Genomic DNA, 18,708 nt, shown 5'->3' with positions numbered 1-18,708 from the left:
TCCACGACCGGTAAGGGGGGCCCGTGCTGCCAGACTTCAACGACCGCGGGCACCTGCCGCCCGGCCGCTACCGGCTGACCATCACGCAGGCTGCCGAAGCCTTCGTCCACGCGGAGCGCTTCCGGGCCTCCACGAGCCGGGTCCAGGTCTGGCAGGGCTTCCAGGAGTACCTCTACCAGTTCATCCATCTGGAGGAGCGGTTCGCGCCGCTGCTCCAGGGCCGCCAACTCATCCACAGCGTGTGGCTGGGAGGTAGCTTCGTGAGCGCCAAGCTGGATCCTCACAACGTGGACGCCACGTTGCTGATGAACCCGGACGCCGAGCGGGCCATTCGAGGCAATCCCGGCTCGAAATGGCTGACGACCGCCTTCAAGAGCTGGAAGGCTATGCAGGACCGGTACGGCGTGGCCCCGCTGCGGATCCCGTACGTGCCGGTGGCCAGAGTGTTCCAGCCCCAGGACTTCGCAGCCGAGGAGCTGGAGTACTTCCGCGACCGCGGTCGCTGGGACGATTGGTGGCAGCGATGCCGCCTTCCCGGGGAGGGCGAGCCGAGCGTGCAGAGCGCCGCACCGGTACGAGGCTACGTGGAGGTGACCCTGTGACGGCCGAATGGCGTGAGCAGATGCGCCGACTCCACGGCGAGAACACCGCCCGCCGTCTGGAAGAGGAAGGCACGGAGGACCGGGACGACGACCTCGTCGAGAGCGACCTGCGCCGCGCCAACCTCGACCACCTTCAACGCTACGACCCCCACGCCCAGGCCGAGGAAGAGCTGCAGATCCGACTCACCGGAGACCACGCCGCCACCGGCGCTCTCCAGTTCGACTGGGGCAACGCCCTGCTGCGCCCGCTCCAGGACAGCGTCTCGGCGGCAGCCCACCGCCAGGTCCCCCTGGAACTGACGGGCCTGTCCCGCGGCAGCACCGTCATGCACGTACGCCCCCGGCCGGCCCCCGATCCCGAACCGGACGACGACGGCCTGCCGCTGGACATCTCACCGGCCGACGCCGGCGTGCGCACACTCGTCAACCTCCTGCGCGCCCTCGAAGACGAGCAGGACGTCCGGGCCTGGAGCGAGATCCTCGACCCGGTCGACGCGGTCGTCAAAGCCCTCGACAAATTCGACCTCGGCATGAGCATGAAATGGCTCGCATCCGACGGCGACGTCCGCACCGCCACCCTGACATCCCGCGGCCGGGCGTACGTCGCCCGCCTTCGCGAGACCCACACGGCCACCGACGTCCAACGCCTGTCCGGCCGGATCACCGAACTGCGCAGCTCCGGCGTGGTACGGATCAAGACCGGCACCTCGAAGAAGTCACCGGCCTGGGACGTGAAGTTCGACGACCCCGAGCAACTCTTCGCCATGCGCCTGGCCCTCGGCGACCAGGTCCGCTTCGTCGTCGAGCAACGCCGCACCTTCGACGCGATGAGCCGCACCCGAGCGACCGAGTACCGCTTCCTCGACGTCGACCACGGCCCAGAAGCCCTGCCTGACAGCTGACCGAGATTCGCTGCCGCGCGGATTTCGCAGCCCGATCCTCGGGAGCCTGATCCAGGGATGCGCCTGCGGAGCCGGTCAAGGCCCCACCGGACCGTAGCGGCGTACCACCAGCGGCAGGACGGAAGCCCTCCGCCGACGCAGGGCACGGATAGAGTCGACGCAGCGGCCCACGACCGGGACGTGCGACGGAGGAAAAGGGCTGGAGGACGGGGCATGTACCTCAAGAACGTGCGGGTGCGGAACGTCCGCGGCTTCCACGGCGCCCGTGAGGTGGACCTCGACCTGACCCGGCCCGACGGCTCCTACGCCGGATGGACGGTGCTGGCCGGCCGCAACGGCTCCGGCAAGTCCACCCTGCTGCGCGCCGTCGCCCTGGCCGTCAGCGGCCCGAGCGCGGCGCGGGGACTGGTGACCGACTTCGACTCGTGGATCAGCGACGAGCAGTCGCAGGCCGTCGCGGAGGTGTGCCTGCACCCGGACCCGTCGGAGGACCGGTTCGACAAGGGGCGGCCACCGGCGAATGTGTTCTGGGCGGGCCTGCAGTGGACCGCGCCGGACACCGCCGTCATGTCCGGCAGGCACGCCCAGCCCGCCCTGAGCACGGTGACCTATAGCAAGGCACCGACCGCTGCCCAGCGCGGACCGTGGGCGGACAACCCGGTGGGCTGGTTCTGCGCGGGCTACGGGCCGTTCCGTCGGCTCGTCGGAGGCTCGGGGGAGGTCCAGCGGCGCATGGCCGGGGCGGGCGCCGTGGCCCGGTTGACCAGCCTCTTCCACGAGGACGCCTCGCTGGCCGAGGGCGTCAGCTGGCTCATCGAGCAGCACCTGCGGTCCCTGGAAAACCGCCCGGGGGCCGCCGAGCTGAAGCGCACCGCCCTGGAGATCCTCGGCGACGAGCTCCTGCCCGACGACTACACCATCGGGAACGTGGACTCCGACGGCCTGTGGGTCGCGCACGGCGGCCGCTCCTTCCCCCTGCGGGAGATGAGCGACGGCTACCGCACCGTTGCCGCGCTCGTGGTCGACATCCTCAAGCAGCTCCACGACACCTATGGTGCCCTGCGCGTCGAACGCGACAGTGGCCATCCCGTCGTGACCGTCCCCGGCGTCGTGATCATCGACGAGATCGACGCGCACCTGCACGTGTCCTGGCAGAAGCGCATCGGGGGCTGGCTCAAGCAGCACTTCCCGCTGGTGCAGTTCCTCGTCACCACCCACAGCCCCTACATCTGCCAGGCCGCAGACCCCGCCGGGCTGATCCGACTGCCCGGACCCGATGTCGACGAAGCCCCCGAGGTCGTCGGGACGGACCTGTACGACCGGGTGGTGTTCGGCAGCGGCGACGACGCGGTGCTGTCCGAGCTCTTCGGCCTCGACACCCCGTACTCGCAGCGCGCGGACGAAGCTCGGGCGCTCCTGGTCGCACTGGAGATGAAGATTGTGGCCGGCGGGGCGAGCGAGGAGGAGCGGGAGCGCTACCGGCAGCTGAAGCGGACTCTGACCAGCTCGCCGGCCGCCCGGGTCGACGAGGTCGCCGCCCGCCTGCACTCCCTGACCGGGCACGTCGCGTGATCCGGATCCACCGGGTCCCCCTGACGGAGCCACCGCGCTCCCGCATGGCCGAATGCACCTGCGACATCGTGCTCGCCGAGAAGCCCGCGACGCGGGCGCGAGAGCTCTGGAAGCACACCACGGTGCGACGAAACGTGCACGCGCCGCTTCGGGACGTCCTCGCGGACATGGCGGCCGGGCGAGAGCGGTGCATGTACTGCGGAGACAACCAGGGCACCGACATTGACCACTTCGAGCCGATCGACCGGCACCCGATGCGCGCCTTCGACTGGACCAACCACGTCCTCGCCTGCTCGCTGTGCAACAGCCACCTGAAGGGCGCCGCGTTCCCCCTCGACGACGGCGGGAAGCCGCTGCTCATCGACCCCACGGCCGAGGACCCGACACCGCACCTGCGCCTGGTCCTCGCGGTCGGCCAGTACCACCCGCTAACCCCCAGAGGCGAGGCCACCATCGACCTGTTCGACCTGAACCGAGGCCTGCTGGCCAAGGGCCGGGTGAACGCCTACCACGTCACCAAGGCCTGTGTCGCCCAGTGGGCCGGTGCCACCGCGAAGGGCGACCACGACGACGCCGCTCACTGGGCCGCGGTCGTCAACGAACAGCCGATGGCCGACGTCGTCCAGGCCATGCTGCGCCAGGCCCTCGACCCCGCGGCCGAGATCGTCTTTGACGACGACCCCCAACTCCTTCCCCACCTCCGCGAACCCGCACTCCGAGCGGCACTGCTCATCCGGTAGGACGCCGCGGGCAGACCGGTCACTGTTCGGACGCGAGTACGGCGTTGCGCGCCCGCACGGCCGCGGGGCTGGTCGTTGAACCCGGCCGGGAGCCGGTCAGTTCGCCGTGTTCGCCTGCCAGCCGCGAGGAGGATTCGGCAGGCCGATCAAGGTGTCCAGTCCCAGGTACTCCAGGAGGAGGGACTTCAGCTCACGGCCGTCGACCAGATGAAGGCGCTTGCCCTTGCCGGCCGCAGTGTCGTAGCTCGCCTTCCCGAATCACGAGGTGGTCACCAGGACACCGCGAGACGCGTTGGTGAGATCCACGGCGCCGAGCAGGGCGCGCACGGTCTCCACCGGGACGGCGTTCTTGGTGTGCTTGGCCTGGACGGCGACGGCGGTCACCCCGCCGCCGTCGCGCTTGACCGTGACCGAGTCCAGGCCGTCGTCACGCGAGTTCTGGGTCCGCGAGGTTCTCGTAGCTCATGGCCTCGGAGAGCTCATGTACGAGCCGCTTGAACGCGTACGGGTCCATCTGCAGCAGGTCGGGCCGGCTGTCGAGCGGGCCGACGATGGCGGTGTCTGCGGCGATCTTGAACCGGGCCAGGGCGACGTCGACGATCGGCGGCACGGGCTCCGGGTCGTGCGGGTGCCGGGAGACCACCGCGCTCAGGTTGTGCAGGCAGCGCTGCGGGTCCAACCTCGGTTAGTCCAGGACGGGCTCGGCGAAGTCCGCGCGCTCTACCACCATGCTCACCCACGCACGGGCGCACGACCCGCCCCGTGGCGGGGTCTGTTGTGGCGACGTGCCCATTTGAGGAGGAACTGTGCCCACCAGCCGTGCTGGCGTCACCGAGAACGCCTCGTCCAGCGCCCGCAGGGCCAGCCGCGCCAGCAGTCGTCGGTAGGTTTCCTGGAGGTCGGCTTCCTTGACCGGCTGCGGGACGACCTCCCCTCGCTGGGCGACGAACCGGTACCCGGCGACGTCCGGCACCGCGTCCTGCGAGGGCAGTGCCACGTCGACGAGCAACTGCCCGGCTTCCGGCACGCACCCCATCGCGGTATCCTCCCGGCGCTTGCGGGCACCGGCGAGCGGCGGCAGAGACTGCTCCCGCAAGACCGGATCGGGCAGAGCGTAGATCCGTCCATGACTCTCAGCCTGGCTGGCCTGCTGAGCGTCTGCCCCCCGATCCCGATGAGAGTTGGGGGCAGCAGGAGGGCGAGGCAGCCGCCGCCCCACTGCATACCGAGCCCGTCGATCTCGAAGGCGACGAGGAGTAGGAGGCAGACGACGCGCGACGCTGGATTGGTTCCTCTTCGGAGCGAACGTGCTGGGGTACCACGGACGCGCTCCCGCTGTGGTGCAGTTCGCCCGGAACAGGCGCTGTCGGGGCCGTTGTCCGAGCTGCCGGATAGGCTCCTTGGTCGAGACTGATAGGGGAGTTGAGTGCGCGACTCTGTACTGACTGCTGATGTTCCGCTCGGCCCGTTCGACGGCCATCTTGTGCCTGTCTTCGCGGCGAAGGGCAAAGCCTCCAAGCTGCACGCACATCTGCGGTGCCCCCGGCTTCGCGCGGACGGGGCGGTGGCCTTCGAGGCGCCGCTGAACGCCGTGACGATCGCCCGGATGTGCTCCGTCTGCGCGTACCAAGGGGATTGGGCCCGGCCGGACAGCGGCGTCGGCCTCTTCCTGCGCGCGCTCGGCGGCTACCGCGGGCTGCTCTCCCAACTGCAGGAGTACACGGAGGCGGATCCGGACGACGAGGTGACGCAAGAGGAAGCCGAAGGCGCGGCGGAGGTTCTGCGCGCCGAGCCGGTTTCCGAGGAGGACGAGACCTACGACGAGAACCGGGATGCCCACGACGACGCGGAGCACCTGCGGGGCCAGGTGCTGTCCAGGTGGCGTGATGCCGCGGACAGCCTTCACCTCGCCGAGAGCGTCGTCGCGAAGTTCCCCTGGCTCACCGACTGGGCTCAGCCGAAGGCGGCACTGAAGGAGGAGTACCTCCAGACGCTGCGCGAACGAGCGGGACTGTTCGTCGACGCGGCCGCACTGGTGGAAGCAGCGGCGGCCATGAGCCTGGAAATTCCCGAACTCCCCACGAACGACGAAGCGTTCAGTGCCATTGGCGACAGGAGGGAGGTCGCCAGCCGGCTGCGGTCGATGTGGTCCCGCTGGCAGGGGGCAGCGGCGGACGCATGGGGGCTGCCAGGCGACCGCCTGGTCACGCATCAGGCCATCGGGGGAGTCAATTCACGGCGCAAGGGGTACAGCGAAGCCCGCCGTGCGGCAGACCGGCTGCTGGTTTCCTGGGAGGAGGAGGCGCGCCGGGTCGCGGGCGCGTCGGACCCGGGCGTGACGGTGACGCTGACCGCACACCTGCAGGAACCCCGGGATGAGGACCCCTACTCGCAGCAGCGTGAGCGGGGGCTGCTGGGCAGCCTCGACAACTGGACGATCGGCGTCCTGCTCACCTACCTGACCAGCGCCGATTGGGGGCGGCGCCGGCTCACTTTCCGCGCGCCCCAGCTGATCGTCGAGCAACTCCTGGCCCGCACCGCGCTCGTGCGGTGCGAGCCCGAGCCTCCCGGCGCCCCGACGGCTGCCGGCGAAGCGAGTCCCCTGGGGCCGGGAGTCTTCGACGACGCCCCCGTGCACCAGCGCCGTCCCCTCACCGCGGAGCACCTGCGGCTGCTCAGCACCGCGCCCGGTGCCGAGGACCAGCTGTACACCGTGTTTTCCACCGATGCCGGTATGGAGGTCGTGCCCTTCAAGGAGTTGGAGCGGCGGGCGGCCCGTGGCTGGCGAGGTGTCCTCGTGGCTAGCTCTGCCGACCTGCCTGCGGCACTGATCGAGCCTTGGTCCGAGGCGATCGGTCATCGTCCCGAGGAGCCCTCCGCCCTGTGGCGGGAACGGATGCGCGAAGCCGACGACCCGTTGTTCGGCGAGCGGCTGGGTCTGGCAGTCGGCGCCGAGCGCGCCGCCTGGCTGGTCTTCAGCGACAGGCCCTGGGCGCGGGAGTTCAACCTGCGGCTGCTCGCGGTGGCCCGCGGCGTGCCCGACCTGCGCACTCTGGACTCCGGATATGACCGGGCCGGGCGTTCGCGCAGCCTCCCCAGCGCGGTGTGGCACGGACTCCTGGCCCACGGCCAGGACTTGGACCTCGAGCCGTTCGAAGCGCCCGACGACAGCACCTGGAGGCGCAGCGGGAGCGGTATCCCGTTGGGGGTACTCGCGAAGGTCCAGGTCTACGCGGTCAACGCCGACCCCCGCTACCAGGGCAAGGGGCACTCGCCGTTCTGCTCCCATGTCCGCGAGCGCGGTGTCGTCGCAGACGACGACCTGCTCACCATCGCGGACTTGCTCGGTGACACGAAGTTCGACTGGTGCAGCAAATGCGAGGGCTTCGCGATCCGCCGCCTGACGGACACCCAGCTCGCCCACTACCGCGCCGCCCACCGGCTCCACGACATCGCGCAGCAGTTGGACCCCGGCCGGGGCGGGTACGATCCCGGCCGCCTCGGACAGCTAGTGGAACAGCTCCTGGAACTCGAGAAGTGGGACCCTGACGCTGGCGACCACTCCTACAGCGAGGACTCCCGCCGGTGGCACCAGATCGTCCGCAAGCTGCTGCTCCGGGCCCGCTCCGCCCACGCCGGCCAGCCCTGCACCCTCCCTTGACCGATCGCCTGACGAGGCACCCATGGACAGCAGACCGGACGACCCCCTGTCCCCGCACGCCCTCGGGCCGTAGCTGCTCGAGCGGCTCACCGCCCCGCTGCGGCAAGCCGGATGGATGCGAGACGAGACCTGGTGTGAGTGGCTGTTGTCGTTCCGATAGTGAGCGGTGCTGCTCGAACGGGTTTGCTCGATCGGGATGGATGTCGGGGCCGGAGGATCCGGCGTACGGGTCATCCCGACGCTGAGGATCGAGGGCGATGGTCCTCGGAGCGAGCTGGCTCCACTACTCGGGTCGCCGACGCGCGAGGTGGACGGTGATGTCAGCGGCGATCTCGACGGTCTCGGGCAGGACCTGTGCGATCGCGGCGTACGCCTCCTCTTGCCTCGAGGGCGGCAGTTGGAGGTAGGCCGAGATAGTCGACAGGTGCCCTACGTAGTCGGGCGCGCTCAGAGTCAAGCGCCGATTGATGACGGACTGCTGCACGTCAGAGAACAACTGAAACCGTTGGAGCTCCGTACCCGGCCACTGCATCTCCTCGCTCGGATCGGTTCCGTCGGGCGAGGGAATGTCGTCGCTCTCCAGGAAGGGCGCCCGCGCCGCGCGCACGGCCTCCGCGAGGGCCGGGTCGGCCAGCTGAAAAGGACCTCCGCACGAGGCGAATACCCCGTCCGGTTCCAGGAGCGCGGCCACTCGCGGCCACCGGCCCTCCGGGCGTGTCCAGTGCAGCGCCGCTGCCGCGTAGACCAAGCCGTAGGTCTCGCCGGGCTGAAGATCTTCGAATGCAGCCCGGACTGCCCTCACACACGGCGGCATCGTCTTGCGCAGCTCGGCGAGCATGGCTTCGTCCGGCTCTGTTGCCGTGACCGCGACCCCGCGCGCGGCGAAGAGGCGGGTTGCTTTGCCGGTCCCTGCACCGATCTCCAGTGCGGTCCGGACGGGCTGGCCCGCATACCTCATCACCATGTCAACGAGCTCTTCGGGATAACCGGGCCGGAACCGTTCGTAGGCTCCCGCGATCGCGCCGAAGCTCAGTGCACGAGCAGACATGCCAGGAATCCTGACACGACCGGGGCAGACGGTGCTTCGGATTTACTCACCGACTGTTGCCGCTGCGATCTCGAGGGGGATCCGATCAAGCGGGAGTCTCGATCGGGTGACCGTGGCGGGTACCGCGCATGAAAGCAGGGCCTCTTGGTAGCTCAAAGGGTGTCTACGCCAACGAGCGATCCAGGAGACCCTGTTGTCGCAGTTCTACGGCATCGCGGGAGCGGGGTCTACTTCGGTCACTCTCACGTGTGACTGCCTGGCACACCGGTTCGGGAACGCTGGCGATCACGGGGTGCGCGAGCGCCGCTACCCCACGGACATGTCGGACGCCGAGTGGGCGGTGGTGCGGCCGCTGCTGCCGATGCCGGGCTGGCTACGGGGCCGGGGCGGGCAGCCGGAGGCGTACTGCCACCGCGCGATGCTGGACGCGATCCGCTACCTGGTCGACAACGGCATCAAGTGGCGGGCCATGCCGGCCGACTTCCCGCCCTGGGACCGGGTCTACGCCTTCTTCCGCCGCTGGCGCGACCTGGGCCTGGTCAAGGAGTTCCACGACCGGCTCCGCCGCAAGGTCCGCGAACAGGCCGGGCGGGATCCGGAGCCGAGCGCGGGCGTGATCGGCTCCCAGTCGGTCAAAGCGGACGCCGTCGTCGGCGCCGACAGCCGCGGCTTCGACGGCGGCAAGCTGGTCAACGGCCGCAAGCGGCACGCCGTGGTCGACACGCTCGGCCTGCTGCTCGCCGTGATGGTCACGAGCGCGGATGTCGGCGACCGCGCCGCCGCGCAGGTCCTGCTCGCCCGGGTCGCGGCCTCGCATCACCTGCTGGCTCTGGTCTGGGCTGACGGCGGTTACACCGGCAGCCTCGTCCAGTACTGCCTCGCCGCCCTCGCCCTGGTCCTCGCCATCGTCAAACGCAGCGACGACATGCGCGGCTTCGTCGTGCTGCCCAAGCGCTGGATCGTGGAGCGGTTCTTCGCCCACCTGATGCGAAGCCGCCGCCTGGTGCGCGACTTCGAGCGATCCACCAGCACCGCCGAGGCGGTGATCTACTGGTCGATGACGCAGCTCATGACCCGCCGCCTGGCCCGGCCACGCCCGACGCGAGCGTGAACCGGCCCGATGCCGGCTCGGCCAGCCGCCCCCGCGCCACCAGCCGCTTCGCCTTCGACCGCAGCGCTTCTACCTTCCCCGGCACCGGATCCAGACCGAAGCGGACGGCCATCTCCTGGCACGTCAGCGGCCCCTGGCCGAGCCGGTCCCGGTCCGCGAGAGCCCGCAGGATCCGCTGGTAGTCCACCGACAGCGCCGACCAGGCCAACCCCGCATGCCACACCGGAACCATCGACTTCGGCTTCGCCGCCTCCGAAGGCCAGGTCGGCATCGGCGGGGCACCGCGATCCGGCAGGTCCTCGGCGGCGTCAGGACCGTCGGCGGCGCCGCCGCCCGGGGACAGCACCTCACCGACACGTGAGCGGGCGATGACCCACTCGTTCCACTCCCGCTCGACCACGGCCAGCTCCGCGTTAATGCGGTCGGCCTCCTCCCGCAACTCGTCCATGCGACGGCGAGCGGTGAGCTCACGCTGTTCCAACAGCCCCACGACCGACGGCATCCCCGACCTCCACCAGAGCGACGACTCGACACGTCACCACTCCCCGAGACCGCCGACCCTATACATGACCAGCGAAAACGCTGCCCTCAAGCCCGGAATGGCAACAGCTTCTGAGGTGTGAGGTCGCGGGCGACGGCCGTACAGATCCCGCTGACCGCTGTGTCCGGTGCGTTGTAGAACGCGAGCCGTAGGCCGGCGCGTGACTCCCGTTCCCGTGAATATCGAGTCGTATGGTCCGCTGGTGCCTCCCAAACCCGTGAACAACTGACGTCACGAGTCGCGAACAAAGCCAGGCGGGCATACGGGATGATCGGCCGGTTCGAGCGATGTTGCCTCCTTGCGGTCGAGATCCTTACAGATGGCTATGGCCAACGTAGATGGCGCGGTGGGGCTCCACAGCCGGGCTGTACGATCCCAGCTGGCGGTGGCGAGGGTGCGGCCGTCGGGGCTGAACGCCACCGAAGTCACGCGGCTGGTGTGGCCGGTGAGGGTAGCGGTGTTCTGGTGGGTGGCCACGTCCCACAGCCGCACCGTGCTGTCGTCGCTGGCGATAGCGAGGGTGCCGCCGTCACGACTGAACGCCACCGAAGTCACAGGGTTGATGTGGCCGGAAGCAGCGGTGCTCTCGCCGGTAGCCACGTTCCACAGCAGTACCGCATCCCAGCTGGCGGTGGCGAGGGTGCGGCCGTCACCACTGAACGCCACCGAAGTCACAGGGGTGGTGTGGCCGATGAAGCGGTGATGCAGGGGAAAGACGGCAGCGGCGCTGAGGGCGGTGGCGGCCTCCAAAGTCCGTTTGGTGCGGTAGGCAACGACGGCGGAAAGGGAGGCGACGTCCGGGTTGATGTCGAGGAGCGCGGTGGACATGGCGGCGAGCCGCCGGGACTCTGCGACTTCCTCGGCGGTGACCGCTGCCTGCAACTGCCGGAAAAGCACTCCCGAAGCAGCCAGGGCAAAGACGAGCAAGGCCGCCAGAACAGCTTTAAGGAGCCTACCGCGCCGTGCAGCGGCCTGCTGCCGGCGTCGGCCCGCCTCCAGGAATGCCGCGAGCTCGGCGGGCAGGCGACGGGATCGGCGGGCCAGATCCATGCCTTCGGCGAGGAGTGTTCCTGCGGGAAGGTCCTGAGGGTTGTGGTGCTTCTGCCAGCGGGTGTGCTGGGCGCGGGTGCGGTGGAGCCAGTCGTAGAGATGGGCGTCCTGCTCCATCCAGCGGCGCAGGGCGGGCCAGTCGCGGATGAGGGCGTCATGGATGAGCTCGGCCATCGGTGTCCCGGCCGCTGCGCTGGCCGGCCCCGGCTCGTGTGTCCGGTCGGTGGTGATGACGCGGTGCCGGGAGAGTACGGTCAGGACTTCGTCGACGGCTTCCAGTGCCTGTGGCGTGTCGTCGTCAGCGGCGAGTTCACGCAGTTCGCCGAGCGAGAGCTGTTGCCGTGCTGCCGGGATGTTCAGGGCCTGGTCGGCGGGGCGGACCAAGGCGGTGAGGGCCCGTTGGGCGATGCGCTGCTGTTGCTCGTCGAGTTCGCGTAGAGCAGTGTCGCACCAGCCAGCCAGGGCCCCGGTTACAGCGCCGATGCGGCGGTAGGCGTCGTGGGTGAGGCGGCCGTCATGGTCGAGTCGGCTTTCCCAGAGTCGGCTGAGTGCGACTTCCAGCAGTGGCAGTACGGTGACCGGGGCCTCGAAGCCGACAGCGGTATGGGGGGCGAGGTCCAGGACATCGGAGACGATCCGCTGGGGCAGACCTGCTTCGAAGTCGGTCTCCAGATCGCTGGCGGGCCCGGTGACGATCTCGGCCAGTTCCGCGCCGGTCAGTGCGGCTGGCACGTTGAGCACGCCGCGCGCGTCCAGTACGACCTGCAGCAGTTCGGCGGCCAGGGCCGACATCCGGGGGTAGAAGTCGTCGCGCATGACGAGGACGAGGACCGCACCGGATGCGGGGGCAACGAGAATCGCCCGGGCCAGGGAAGTGAGCGCGGTGAGGGTCTTCGTCCGTGATTCGTCTGCGGGCCAGGAGCGGACGGCGGCGTTGAGCGCGTTGCGCAGGGTGGACACGGCCCGGTAGACGGTGACCCGGCCCCGCTTGGCCTCCAGCTGGGCGGAGACCCAGGCGTCGACGTGCTCCGGGCGCAGGTCGAGGAGCCGGAGGTGGCCGAAAGCGGGGATGAGATCCCGCTCGACGCACGCGGCGTAGCCGGCGTACGTGTTCGGCGCGAGGTACGGCTTCCTCGTGGCCAGCCACTCCCGCAAGTAGCTCGCGACGGTGGTGCGGCGGTTCTCGTAGACCCCGCGCAGCTCACCGTCCAGCACCGCCCTCATCTCGCGGGCCGCCTCGGCGCGGGTGGCGAACCCACCGCGCCGACGGGTCTTTCGCTTCCCGCCCTCGGGGGCCAGGTCGACGCAGTACGTCCACGACCCGTGACCCGCCTCCTCCAACAACCGCACACACCACGGACCCAACTGCCTCCCGTGCCGTCCGAACAACCACACCGCCGGTACACCCGACCACGCTGCGCACGCTGTCCCATGAGCTTCCCCTTCTCTCGGACTGGGTGGTGCCTCTGGGGCAAGAGTGGCTGCTGTGTCGGGTGTGGCGGCAGAGCGTGCGGGGCGGTGCGCGAAGCACTCAGAACCAGACGGCGAAGACACGCTCAAGACGACACACCGCCCGGAAGATCACCATCCGTAGCCAGTTGGTAAGCGACCGTGATTCGCCCGCAGGAACCGGTGCTGCAGGCCGGCCGGCATCGTCGACGCAGCGGCTATCGGGATCGCACGGCGGTGCTTGCTGAAGGGCCGACAGATCTCGGTCACCGCCAGTAGCTGCGGCGGGGTCGCTGGCCCTGGGACCACTTTGGGACCACGCGGGATGAGTGCTCATGAACGCTGATGGGCGAAAACGGGCGCTTGTGCGCAAAGTAAACACTGAGTCACCGTCAGCAGTCTGTGGCGCCACTTTCGCTGATGGTCTCCAACTCACGTGCACCTCGGGATAGTTGAGCATCAAAGAAGCCGAGAGCTTGAGGTCTCGGCTGCCGACACTAGTTGAACCCCTTGACTGGGGGTCAAGGGGTCGCAGGTTCAAATCCTGTCGTCCCGACTGTGAAGTCGGTTGTGAGAGCGGGCACTTGGGAAACCAAGGGCCCGCTCTTGCTGGTTTTCGGGGCCCGTTTTTTGGTCCCGGGTGGTCCCAAAATGGTCCCCAGGTTTGGCCGCAGGTGCGTCGCCACTCGTTGCTCCAGTGGCTGGTGTGTGGATCGTTCTTCGATCTCAAGGTGAAGTGCGAGACCTCCTTGCCGCTTTGCTGGAACGAGGCGCGGTGGCGCACTTGACCTTCGGTCAAGTGCGCCGGTCGCGGGTCAAGTGCGTCAAACTGGTTCATATCGGGGCATTTCTAAGGCCTTTCTGGCGCCTGTTGCTTGCCGTGGCGTGACTCGGGCAACATCGGAGCGGCTTGTCAGCGGCCAGTTCGAAGCGATGGCAGTTACGGTGTGTTACCAGCGGCGGGTGATCTGGCCGTCGCGTTGGAGTTTCTCGAGGTGATGAGTGAGGGCTCGGCCGGATTCCAGGATCCGGAGCACGTCGGGGTGGAAGTAGCGCTGGGTGGTGGTGATGAGCCGGTGGCCTGCGATTTCCTTGAGGACGTGCGGGAGGATGCCGGCGTCGGCCATCCAGGTCAGGCCGGTGTGGCGCAGGTCGTGGCGGCGCAGGTGTTCATAGCCGAGGTCCCGGGTGACGTCGTCCCAGTGGGTGACGTCGCACAGGACTGCGGTGCTGATGCGACCGCCGCGCGGGCCGGTGTAGAGGCGGGCGTCCGGGGCGCCTCGCGTTGCCTGGAGCCGCTTGATGTGGTCTGTCGGCGGCAGGTCGGGAGCCACTTGTCGGTATCGACGTCGCGGGCCCGGACTCCGGAGACCTCGCCGATCCGTGTGGCGGTGCAGGCGCTGTGGACGACGACATCACCCCATCCGCGGTAGCGATTGTATGAGGCCGCGACCAGGGCATCGGCGAGTTCGGTGAGGGCGCCCCAGTCGCGCAGGGCGAGGGAGCGGGGGTCCCGCAGTTCGTCTTCGACCTGCTGATACTCGCGCTGCCAGCTGGTGATGTGGGCGGGGTTGCGTTCGAGGATGCCGTCCACGATGGCCTGCTCGAAGATACAAGAGAGCATGGCGAGGGTGTTCTTGATCGTGGAGCGACTGCAGCCATCGGCGATCCAGCTGAAAACCGCCGCAGTGATGAGAGCTGTGGTGATCAGGCGGAGGGGGAGTCTCCCGAGCTCGGGCTCGATCCGCAGGTGCCAGCCGGCGAGGTATGGGGCGTGCGTGGTGGTTTCCAGGCCGGCCAGGATGGCCGAGAGGCGGAGGTTGACGTAGTCAGCCAGTGGCATGGAGGCCAGGGACGGGAGCACGGGGCTGCCGGTGGCATCGGCCAGGACGGTCAGCCATTGGGTGACCAGTGTTGGGTCGAGCCCATTGTCGACGGCCCCTGCCAGGAAGCTGGCCCAGGCCTGCGTCTGGGCCGGGGTGGCCTGGGCGGCCGGCGGGCGGGGGTTGGTGAGCGGTGAAGTGTGGTACTGCGAGCGCAGGGCGCTCGGCGAAGCCGGAGGGTCGGCGGTGGTGATCTCGCTAAACGGATCCGGGGCGGCTGATTCCCAGAGAGCATTGACGTAGTCATGCACCATGATTGCGCCGATTCTGCTTGATTGTTTGATGCCGTCATGGTGTCATTGCATCATGCTCTATGGTGTGCCATCGCTGCAGGAGATCGACCAGTCCGTCCTCGCGGAGATCGACGAGATGCGCGACCGGCTGCGTCTCCATCTGCGCGCTTCGCGTCGCTGGGAAGGGCAGCTGCGGCGTAACCTCACCGCGCGGGCGATCGCCGGATCGAACACGATCGAGGGCTACGCCGCGAGCGTGTCGGACGTCGAGGACATCATGGTCGGCGAAGCCCCGATCGATGCGAACGACACCGTCACGGCCGAGATTGAGGGCTATCGGGAGGCGACGACCTACATCCAGCGCCTAGCCGAAGCGGGCGACGACTTCGCCTACAGCAAGGGCCTGCTCAACGCGCTGCACTTCATGATGCAGGGCCACCACCTAGTGAAGCGGCCCGGTTGGTGGCGAACCGGACCGGTGTACGTCACCTCTGCCGAAGAGCCGACCATCGCCGCCTACACCGCCCCTGATGCCCAGCAGCTGGCAGCACTGACTGGCGAACTGGTCGAGTGGCTTAACGAGGGCGACCTGAATGCTCCGGGACTGGTGCGGGCCTCGATGGCGCACCTGAACCTGGTGACGATCCACCCGTGGTCGGACGGCAGCGGGCGGATGTCCCGCGCCCTGCACACCCTGGTCCTGGCCCGTGAGGGGATCATGGCGCCGGAGTTCTCCAGCATCGAGGAATGGCTCGGCCGGGCCCGCAACACCTACCGCTACTACGACATCCTCGCCGACGTCGGCGGCCCCGTTTGGACCCCCAACCGCGACACCCTGCCCTGGATCCGGTTCTGCCTGCGCGCCCACCACCAGCAGGCCCAGAGCGTCGAGCGCCAGGTGAACACCACCCGCGAGGTCTGGATCGCCCTCGACGAAGCCGTCGAGCAGCGTGGCTGGCCCGACCGCATGCTCTACGCCCTCTACCCCGCGGCCATGGGCAACCGCCTGCGCCGGGCCACCTACCAGGCCGACGCCGAGCTCAGCGAGCAGCAGGCCCAACGCGACATCCGCGAACTCGTCCGCGCTGGCTGGCTAGCGGCCAAGGGTGAAGCGCAGGGCCGCTACTACACTGCTGGCTCGGACCTTCCCGAAGCCATCGTTCGAGGCGTACGGGAACCGCGGCCCCTTCGCGATCCCTATGTCTCCTGAGGTTCATCCAGCGGGTTCCAGGCTGATCGGGAGGGAAACCCGTGCCGAATCAGCCAATGGTGGTCGTGCCTCTGGGTCTATTCCGAGGGTGCGTTGACCAAACGCCGGACCTTCTCTGCTCATTTTTAATACTCGCCCATCCCCTCCTCTCCGGAGCACACGGCACAAGCCAAGTGTGGTCCCTGGTTCCAGCTGACCTAAAGAGTGGTTGGCCAGAAATTGATGTCAGTGGACGCGGCAAACCCCCTGTGGGCGGTCGTGAGGCCTGCCTGCTGGCGGACAGGGAAGGTCTCCACTGACGGAAAGATGATCTCCCCGCGGATGTTCCGGACCCATGATGCAGAGTGGATCCGGTGAAGAGTGATGAGAAGATCATGGAGATACTCGAGGCCTATGACCTCAGTTGCCGCAATGCCGCGAAGCTGTCCGGATGCGATCACCACACGCTTTAGTGGTATGTCCACCTTCGCGGCCATGGCGTGGACCCGACCGGGCGATTGAACTGATCGACGGGTTCCTGCCGAAGGTCGAGGATCTCGTCGAGCGGTCGCACGAAAGAATCGGTGCGGACGTTGTGTGCAAGAAGATCGCAGCGATGGGCTTCGGCGGCACTGACCGAAACCCGTACGACGCCCCGGTGCGGAGGGCGACAGGTCTGGCTGAAGCTTTCCCTGACCGCGATCGACCTGCTCGTCTGGGCCCGAATCTTGCTGCTGGACGGCGATTTGGCCACCATCGAGCCCAAGAAGCTCCGCTACCGCCTCCTGCACGCAGCCGCCCGCATCACATGCGGAGCCCGCTGCTTACACCTGCGGATCGCCGCCACCTGGCCCTGGCGCCATGAACTGACCAGCACGTTCAGTCGCCTCGTCGCACTGCCCCGACCGGCCGCCTGACAGACGAACCCGCCAGCGACGACCGACGACCCGAGGACCCAAGGAGCGCCCGGCCATCGTGCCGAGCCCTCGGCAGGTTCACCGCCCGACAGCAGCCCCGCGACCTCCGATACGCGGATCGCCACAGCTCAACGAAGCCGAAGCGAAGCATGGAGGCTAGCCTCGATCTTTCGAGACGGTCCGCCGATTGTCGGTTCGCATCCCCTTCCCATCGCGCCCCCGTACACTGATCGACGAGCTGGATGCGTCCGCGGCGGGAGGGGTGATCGCCTTCGGCTGACGTGGGCACCGCTGATCACGTCGGCTGATGCTGAGCACAGGTGGGGATGTACAGGTGAGTGTGAAGGCTCTGGGGGACGACGACCCTCTGGTGCTCGGGCCCTTCCGGCTGCTCGCCGTGCTCGGCCAGGGTGGCATGGGACGGGTCTATCTTGGTCGGAGGCTCGCGAACTTCCCGGAGGACTCTGAGGCGTCGGCCCAGTACTTCCTTGCGGCACAGGAGGACACCTCAGCTGACACGCTGGTCGCGGTGAAGGTGATCAAGCCAGACTCCTTCGCTGGTGATGCTCACGAGAGTGCTGAGGTCAAGCGCGCGCGCTTCCTTCAAGAGGTCACTCACCTGCAAAGCGTCATTGGCCCTCGGGTACCCGCCTTCCAGGGTGCGGACCCGGACGGTGGCCTTCCGTGGCTGGCCATTGACTATATTCACGGCCCCAATCTGTCTCGCCTAGTTCACTCCCGCGGTAAACCGTTCAATGTGGTCCAGGCAGCAGCGCTCGGTCTAGCTATGACGGAAGCGCTTCAGTGCATGCACGAGGCCGAGGTGTTGCACCGTGACCTGAAGCCGGCCAATGTGGTGCTCGGCCCGCAGGGACCGGTGGTTGTTGACTTCGGGCTTGCCGTGCTGGCGGACCGCAAGATGGATCAGGCGATCACCGCAACAGGAACCGCCATAGGCACGGTCGCCTATATGCCCCTTGAGCAATATCTCGACACCAAGCACGTTTCGAAGGCGGCAGACGTCTACTCGCTGGCGGCGACGCTGTTCTTTGCTTCTGTCGGTCGGCCGCCCTATCCCCACGGGCCTTCGTCGGTGGAGCCTCCTGCTTGGCACGGGGTCCCAGCCTTGATGCGGGCGGTCCTGGAGCCCGTTCTCGTGCCAGACGCAGAGACGCGGCCGAACCTGATGCAGGTGCGCGACATGCTGCTGGAGCTTCTCGTGGGGCAGGGCGTCGGCGAAATAGCAGCTGCGGCAGATCTTGTCGCAGTGGTGGAAGCCTCCGGACTGGTACCTGATCTGTCTGCGTTCCTTGACGATGGCGGCGATGACGCTCTGGCTGTCCCGGTGGGGCAGGAGGGTGGTGAGAGTGACCCATGGAGTGGTGACGACGAACTCTTCGCTCAGCTCTTCGGTGCGAATGTGAGCGAGTCTCCCTTGCCGACAGCCCCCAGCGGCTACACCCCCACCCTGCTTGACCCGGTACCCACACCGACAGTGGTGGACCCCGATGGCCAGCTGTCGAATGGATCGGCCGGGGACGGCTCCACCACAAGCTATCCGCTCGCACCCGCAGACCCGGGTCCGCAGCCCTCCGGAGCACCGCCCGCGCACGCAGGAGCTGGAGCAGGTTCGGAGGCCGAGGTGCCACCGGCTGCCCTGCGGGCCGCCAAGCGGCTCCGCAAGGCATACGCCCGCAAGGCGAGTTTCTGATAGAGGCGGCCCCTCCCGAGCCGACGATCACCCGGCGGACTGGCCAGATCTGCCGTGCCAGTCGGAGCTCGTGTGGCCGGCGGCTTAGGGTTGCTGTCA

At 68.3% G+C, this 18,708-nt stretch carries 17 protein-coding genes, 1 tRNA gene and 2 pseudogenes; 10 read left to right on the top strand and 10 right to left on the bottom strand.

The window, feature by feature from the left end:
• The first annotated feature begins 23 nt into the window (after positions 1 to 23).
• The 4 genes from ACFVVU_RS26715 (at position 24) to ACFVVU_RS26700 (ending at position 3,816) form a co-directional block, all read left to right on the top strand.
• On the top strand, positions 24 to 602 hold the full coding sequence (locus ACFVVU_RS26715) for a DUF6932 family protein (protein ID WP_387792659.1): 579 nt from the start codon (positions 24 to 26) through the stop codon (positions 600 to 602).
• 20 nt (positions 603 to 622) lie between these two features.
• Entirely contained in the window at positions 623 to 1,504 is an 882-nt protein-coding gene (locus tag ACFVVU_RS26710; RefSeq protein ID WP_355364138.1) for a hypothetical protein, read from the top strand.
• A gap of 213 nt (positions 1,505 to 1,717) precedes the next feature.
• Positions 1,718 to 3,076 (top strand): AAA family ATPase, encoded by a 1,359-nt coding sequence (locus tag ACFVVU_RS26705; RefSeq protein WP_387792657.1) that lies wholly within the window; start codon positions 1,718 to 1,720, stop codon positions 3,074 to 3,076.
• A 44-nt stretch (positions 3,077 to 3,120) separates the two neighbouring features.
• On the top strand, positions 3,121 to 3,816 hold the full coding sequence (locus tag ACFVVU_RS26700; RefSeq protein WP_387792655.1) for an HNH endonuclease: 696 nt from the start codon (positions 3,121 to 3,123) through the stop codon (positions 3,814 to 3,816).
• 258 nt (positions 3,817 to 4,074) lie between these two features.
• Here the strand turns inward: ACFVVU_RS26700 and ACFVVU_RS26695 are convergent, their stop codons facing one another.
• From ACFVVU_RS26695 to ACFVVU_RS26685, 3 genes are read right to left on the bottom strand one after another with little or no spacing between them, the layout of a single operon-like run.
• The gene (locus ACFVVU_RS26695) at positions 4,075 to 4,236 is read right to left on the bottom strand and encodes a restriction endonuclease (protein ID WP_387792763.1); all 162 of its coding nucleotides are present in this window, start codon (positions 4,234 to 4,236) and stop codon (positions 4,075 to 4,077) included.
• 7 nt (positions 4,237 to 4,243) lie between these two features.
• A complete protein-coding gene (locus ACFVVU_RS26690) occupies positions 4,244 to 4,495 on the bottom strand; it encodes a hypothetical protein (protein WP_387792654.1) in 252 nt (83 codons plus the stop codon).
• A gap of 6 nt (positions 4,496 to 4,501) precedes the next feature.
• On the bottom strand, positions 4,502 to 4,912 hold the full coding sequence (locus tag ACFVVU_RS26685; RefSeq protein WP_387792652.1) for a hypothetical protein: 411 nt from the start codon (positions 4,910 to 4,912) through the stop codon (positions 4,502 to 4,504).
• A gap of 330 nt (positions 4,913 to 5,242) precedes the next feature.
• On the opposite strand from ACFVVU_RS26685, the gene ACFVVU_RS26680 reads away from it, so the two are divergent.
• Positions 5,243 to 7,477, top strand: coding sequence for a hypothetical protein (locus ACFVVU_RS26680; RefSeq protein ID WP_387792651.1), 2,235 nt, complete (start codon positions 5,243 to 5,245; stop codon positions 7,475 to 7,477).
• A 283-nt stretch (positions 7,478 to 7,760) separates the two neighbouring features.
• Here the strand turns inward: ACFVVU_RS26680 and ACFVVU_RS26675 are convergent, their stop codons facing one another.
• Positions 7,761 to 8,525, bottom strand: a complete 765-nt coding sequence (locus ACFVVU_RS26675) for a class I SAM-dependent methyltransferase (protein WP_387792650.1) — start codon at positions 8,523 to 8,525, stop codon at positions 7,761 to 7,763.
• Positions 8,526 to 8,844: 319 nt separating this feature from the next.
• On the opposite strand from ACFVVU_RS26675, the gene ACFVVU_RS26670 reads away from it, so the two are divergent.
• Positions 8,845 to 9,636 carry an IS5 family transposase gene (locus ACFVVU_RS26670; protein ID WP_387792648.1) on the top strand — a complete coding sequence of 264 codons (792 nt, stop codon included), beginning with the start codon at positions 8,845 to 8,847 and terminating at the stop codon, positions 9,634 to 9,636.
• Here ACFVVU_RS26670 and ACFVVU_RS26665 read toward each other — a convergent pair.
• The 3 genes and pseudogenes from ACFVVU_RS26665 to ACFVVU_RS26655 form a co-directional block, all read right to left on the bottom strand.
• On the bottom strand, positions 9,593 to 10,138 hold the full coding sequence (locus ACFVVU_RS26665) for a hypothetical protein (RefSeq protein WP_387792646.1): 546 nt from the start codon (positions 10,136 to 10,138) through the stop codon (positions 9,593 to 9,595). The two genes, ACFVVU_RS26670 and ACFVVU_RS26665, sit on opposite strands and share 44 nt — an antisense overlap.
• A gap of 270 nt (positions 10,139 to 10,408) precedes the next feature.
• On the bottom strand, positions 10,409 to 12,442 hold the full coding sequence (locus ACFVVU_RS26660) for a hypothetical protein (RefSeq protein WP_387792762.1): 2,034 nt from the start codon (positions 12,440 to 12,442) through the stop codon (positions 10,409 to 10,411).
• Positions 12,443 to 12,451: 9 nt separating this feature from the next.
• Positions 12,452 to 12,577, bottom strand: a pseudogene (locus ACFVVU_RS26655) (Arm DNA-binding domain-containing protein); the annotation flags it as partial.
• Between the two features lie 543 nt (positions 12,578 to 13,120).
• Between ACFVVU_RS26655 and ACFVVU_RS26650 the strand changes: the two are divergent.
• Positions 13,121 to 13,232: transfer RNA gene (locus ACFVVU_RS26650), tRNA-Pro, on the top strand.
• Between the two features lie 394 nt (positions 13,233 to 13,626).
• On the opposite strand, the gene ACFVVU_RS26645 is transcribed toward ACFVVU_RS26650, so the two are convergent.
• Positions 13,627 to 13,812 (bottom strand): hypothetical protein, encoded by a 186-nt coding sequence (locus tag ACFVVU_RS26645; RefSeq protein ID WP_387792760.1) that lies wholly within the window; start codon positions 13,810 to 13,812, stop codon positions 13,627 to 13,629.
• Positions 13,809 to 14,813, bottom strand: a complete 1,005-nt coding sequence (locus ACFVVU_RS26640) for a hypothetical protein (RefSeq protein WP_387792768.1) — start codon at positions 14,811 to 14,813, stop codon at positions 13,809 to 13,811. Before ACFVVU_RS26640 ends, ACFVVU_RS26645 begins: the two co-directional genes overlap by 4 nt.
• A gap of 52 nt (positions 14,814 to 14,865) precedes the next feature.
• Between ACFVVU_RS26640 and ACFVVU_RS26635 the strand changes: the two genes are divergently transcribed.
• Positions 14,866 to 16,002, top strand: a complete 1,137-nt coding sequence (locus tag ACFVVU_RS26635) for a Fic family protein (protein WP_387792644.1) — start codon at positions 14,866 to 14,868, stop codon at positions 16,000 to 16,002.
• A 197-nt stretch (positions 16,003 to 16,199) separates the two neighbouring features.
• On the opposite strand, the gene ACFVVU_RS26630 is transcribed toward ACFVVU_RS26635, so the two are convergent.
• A complete protein-coding gene (locus ACFVVU_RS26630; protein ID WP_387792642.1) occupies positions 16,200 to 16,478 on the bottom strand; it encodes a hypothetical protein in 279 nt (92 codons plus the stop codon).
• A 174-nt stretch (positions 16,479 to 16,652) separates the two neighbouring features.
• On the opposite strand from ACFVVU_RS26630, the pseudogene ACFVVU_RS26625 reads away from it, so the two are divergent.
• Both ACFVVU_RS26625 and ACFVVU_RS26620 read left to right on the top strand, forming a co-directional pair.
• Positions 16,653 to 16,898, top strand: a pseudogene (locus ACFVVU_RS26625) (transposase); the annotation flags it as partial.
• Positions 16,899 to 17,232: 334 nt separating this feature from the next.
• Positions 17,233 to 18,609, top strand: coding sequence for a serine/threonine-protein kinase (locus ACFVVU_RS26620; RefSeq protein ID WP_387792640.1), 1,377 nt, complete (start codon positions 17,233 to 17,235; stop codon positions 18,607 to 18,609).
• Positions 18,610 to 18,708 lie beyond the last annotated feature (99 nt).

The organism is Kitasatospora sp. NPDC057965, assembly GCF_042887135.1.
Taxonomy (GTDB): Bacteria; Actinomycetota; Actinomycetes; order Streptomycetales; family Streptomycetaceae; genus Kitasatospora.
The sequence above is the reverse complement of the archived record's forward strand: the minus strand, read 5'-3'. Positions and strand labels throughout refer to the sequence as shown.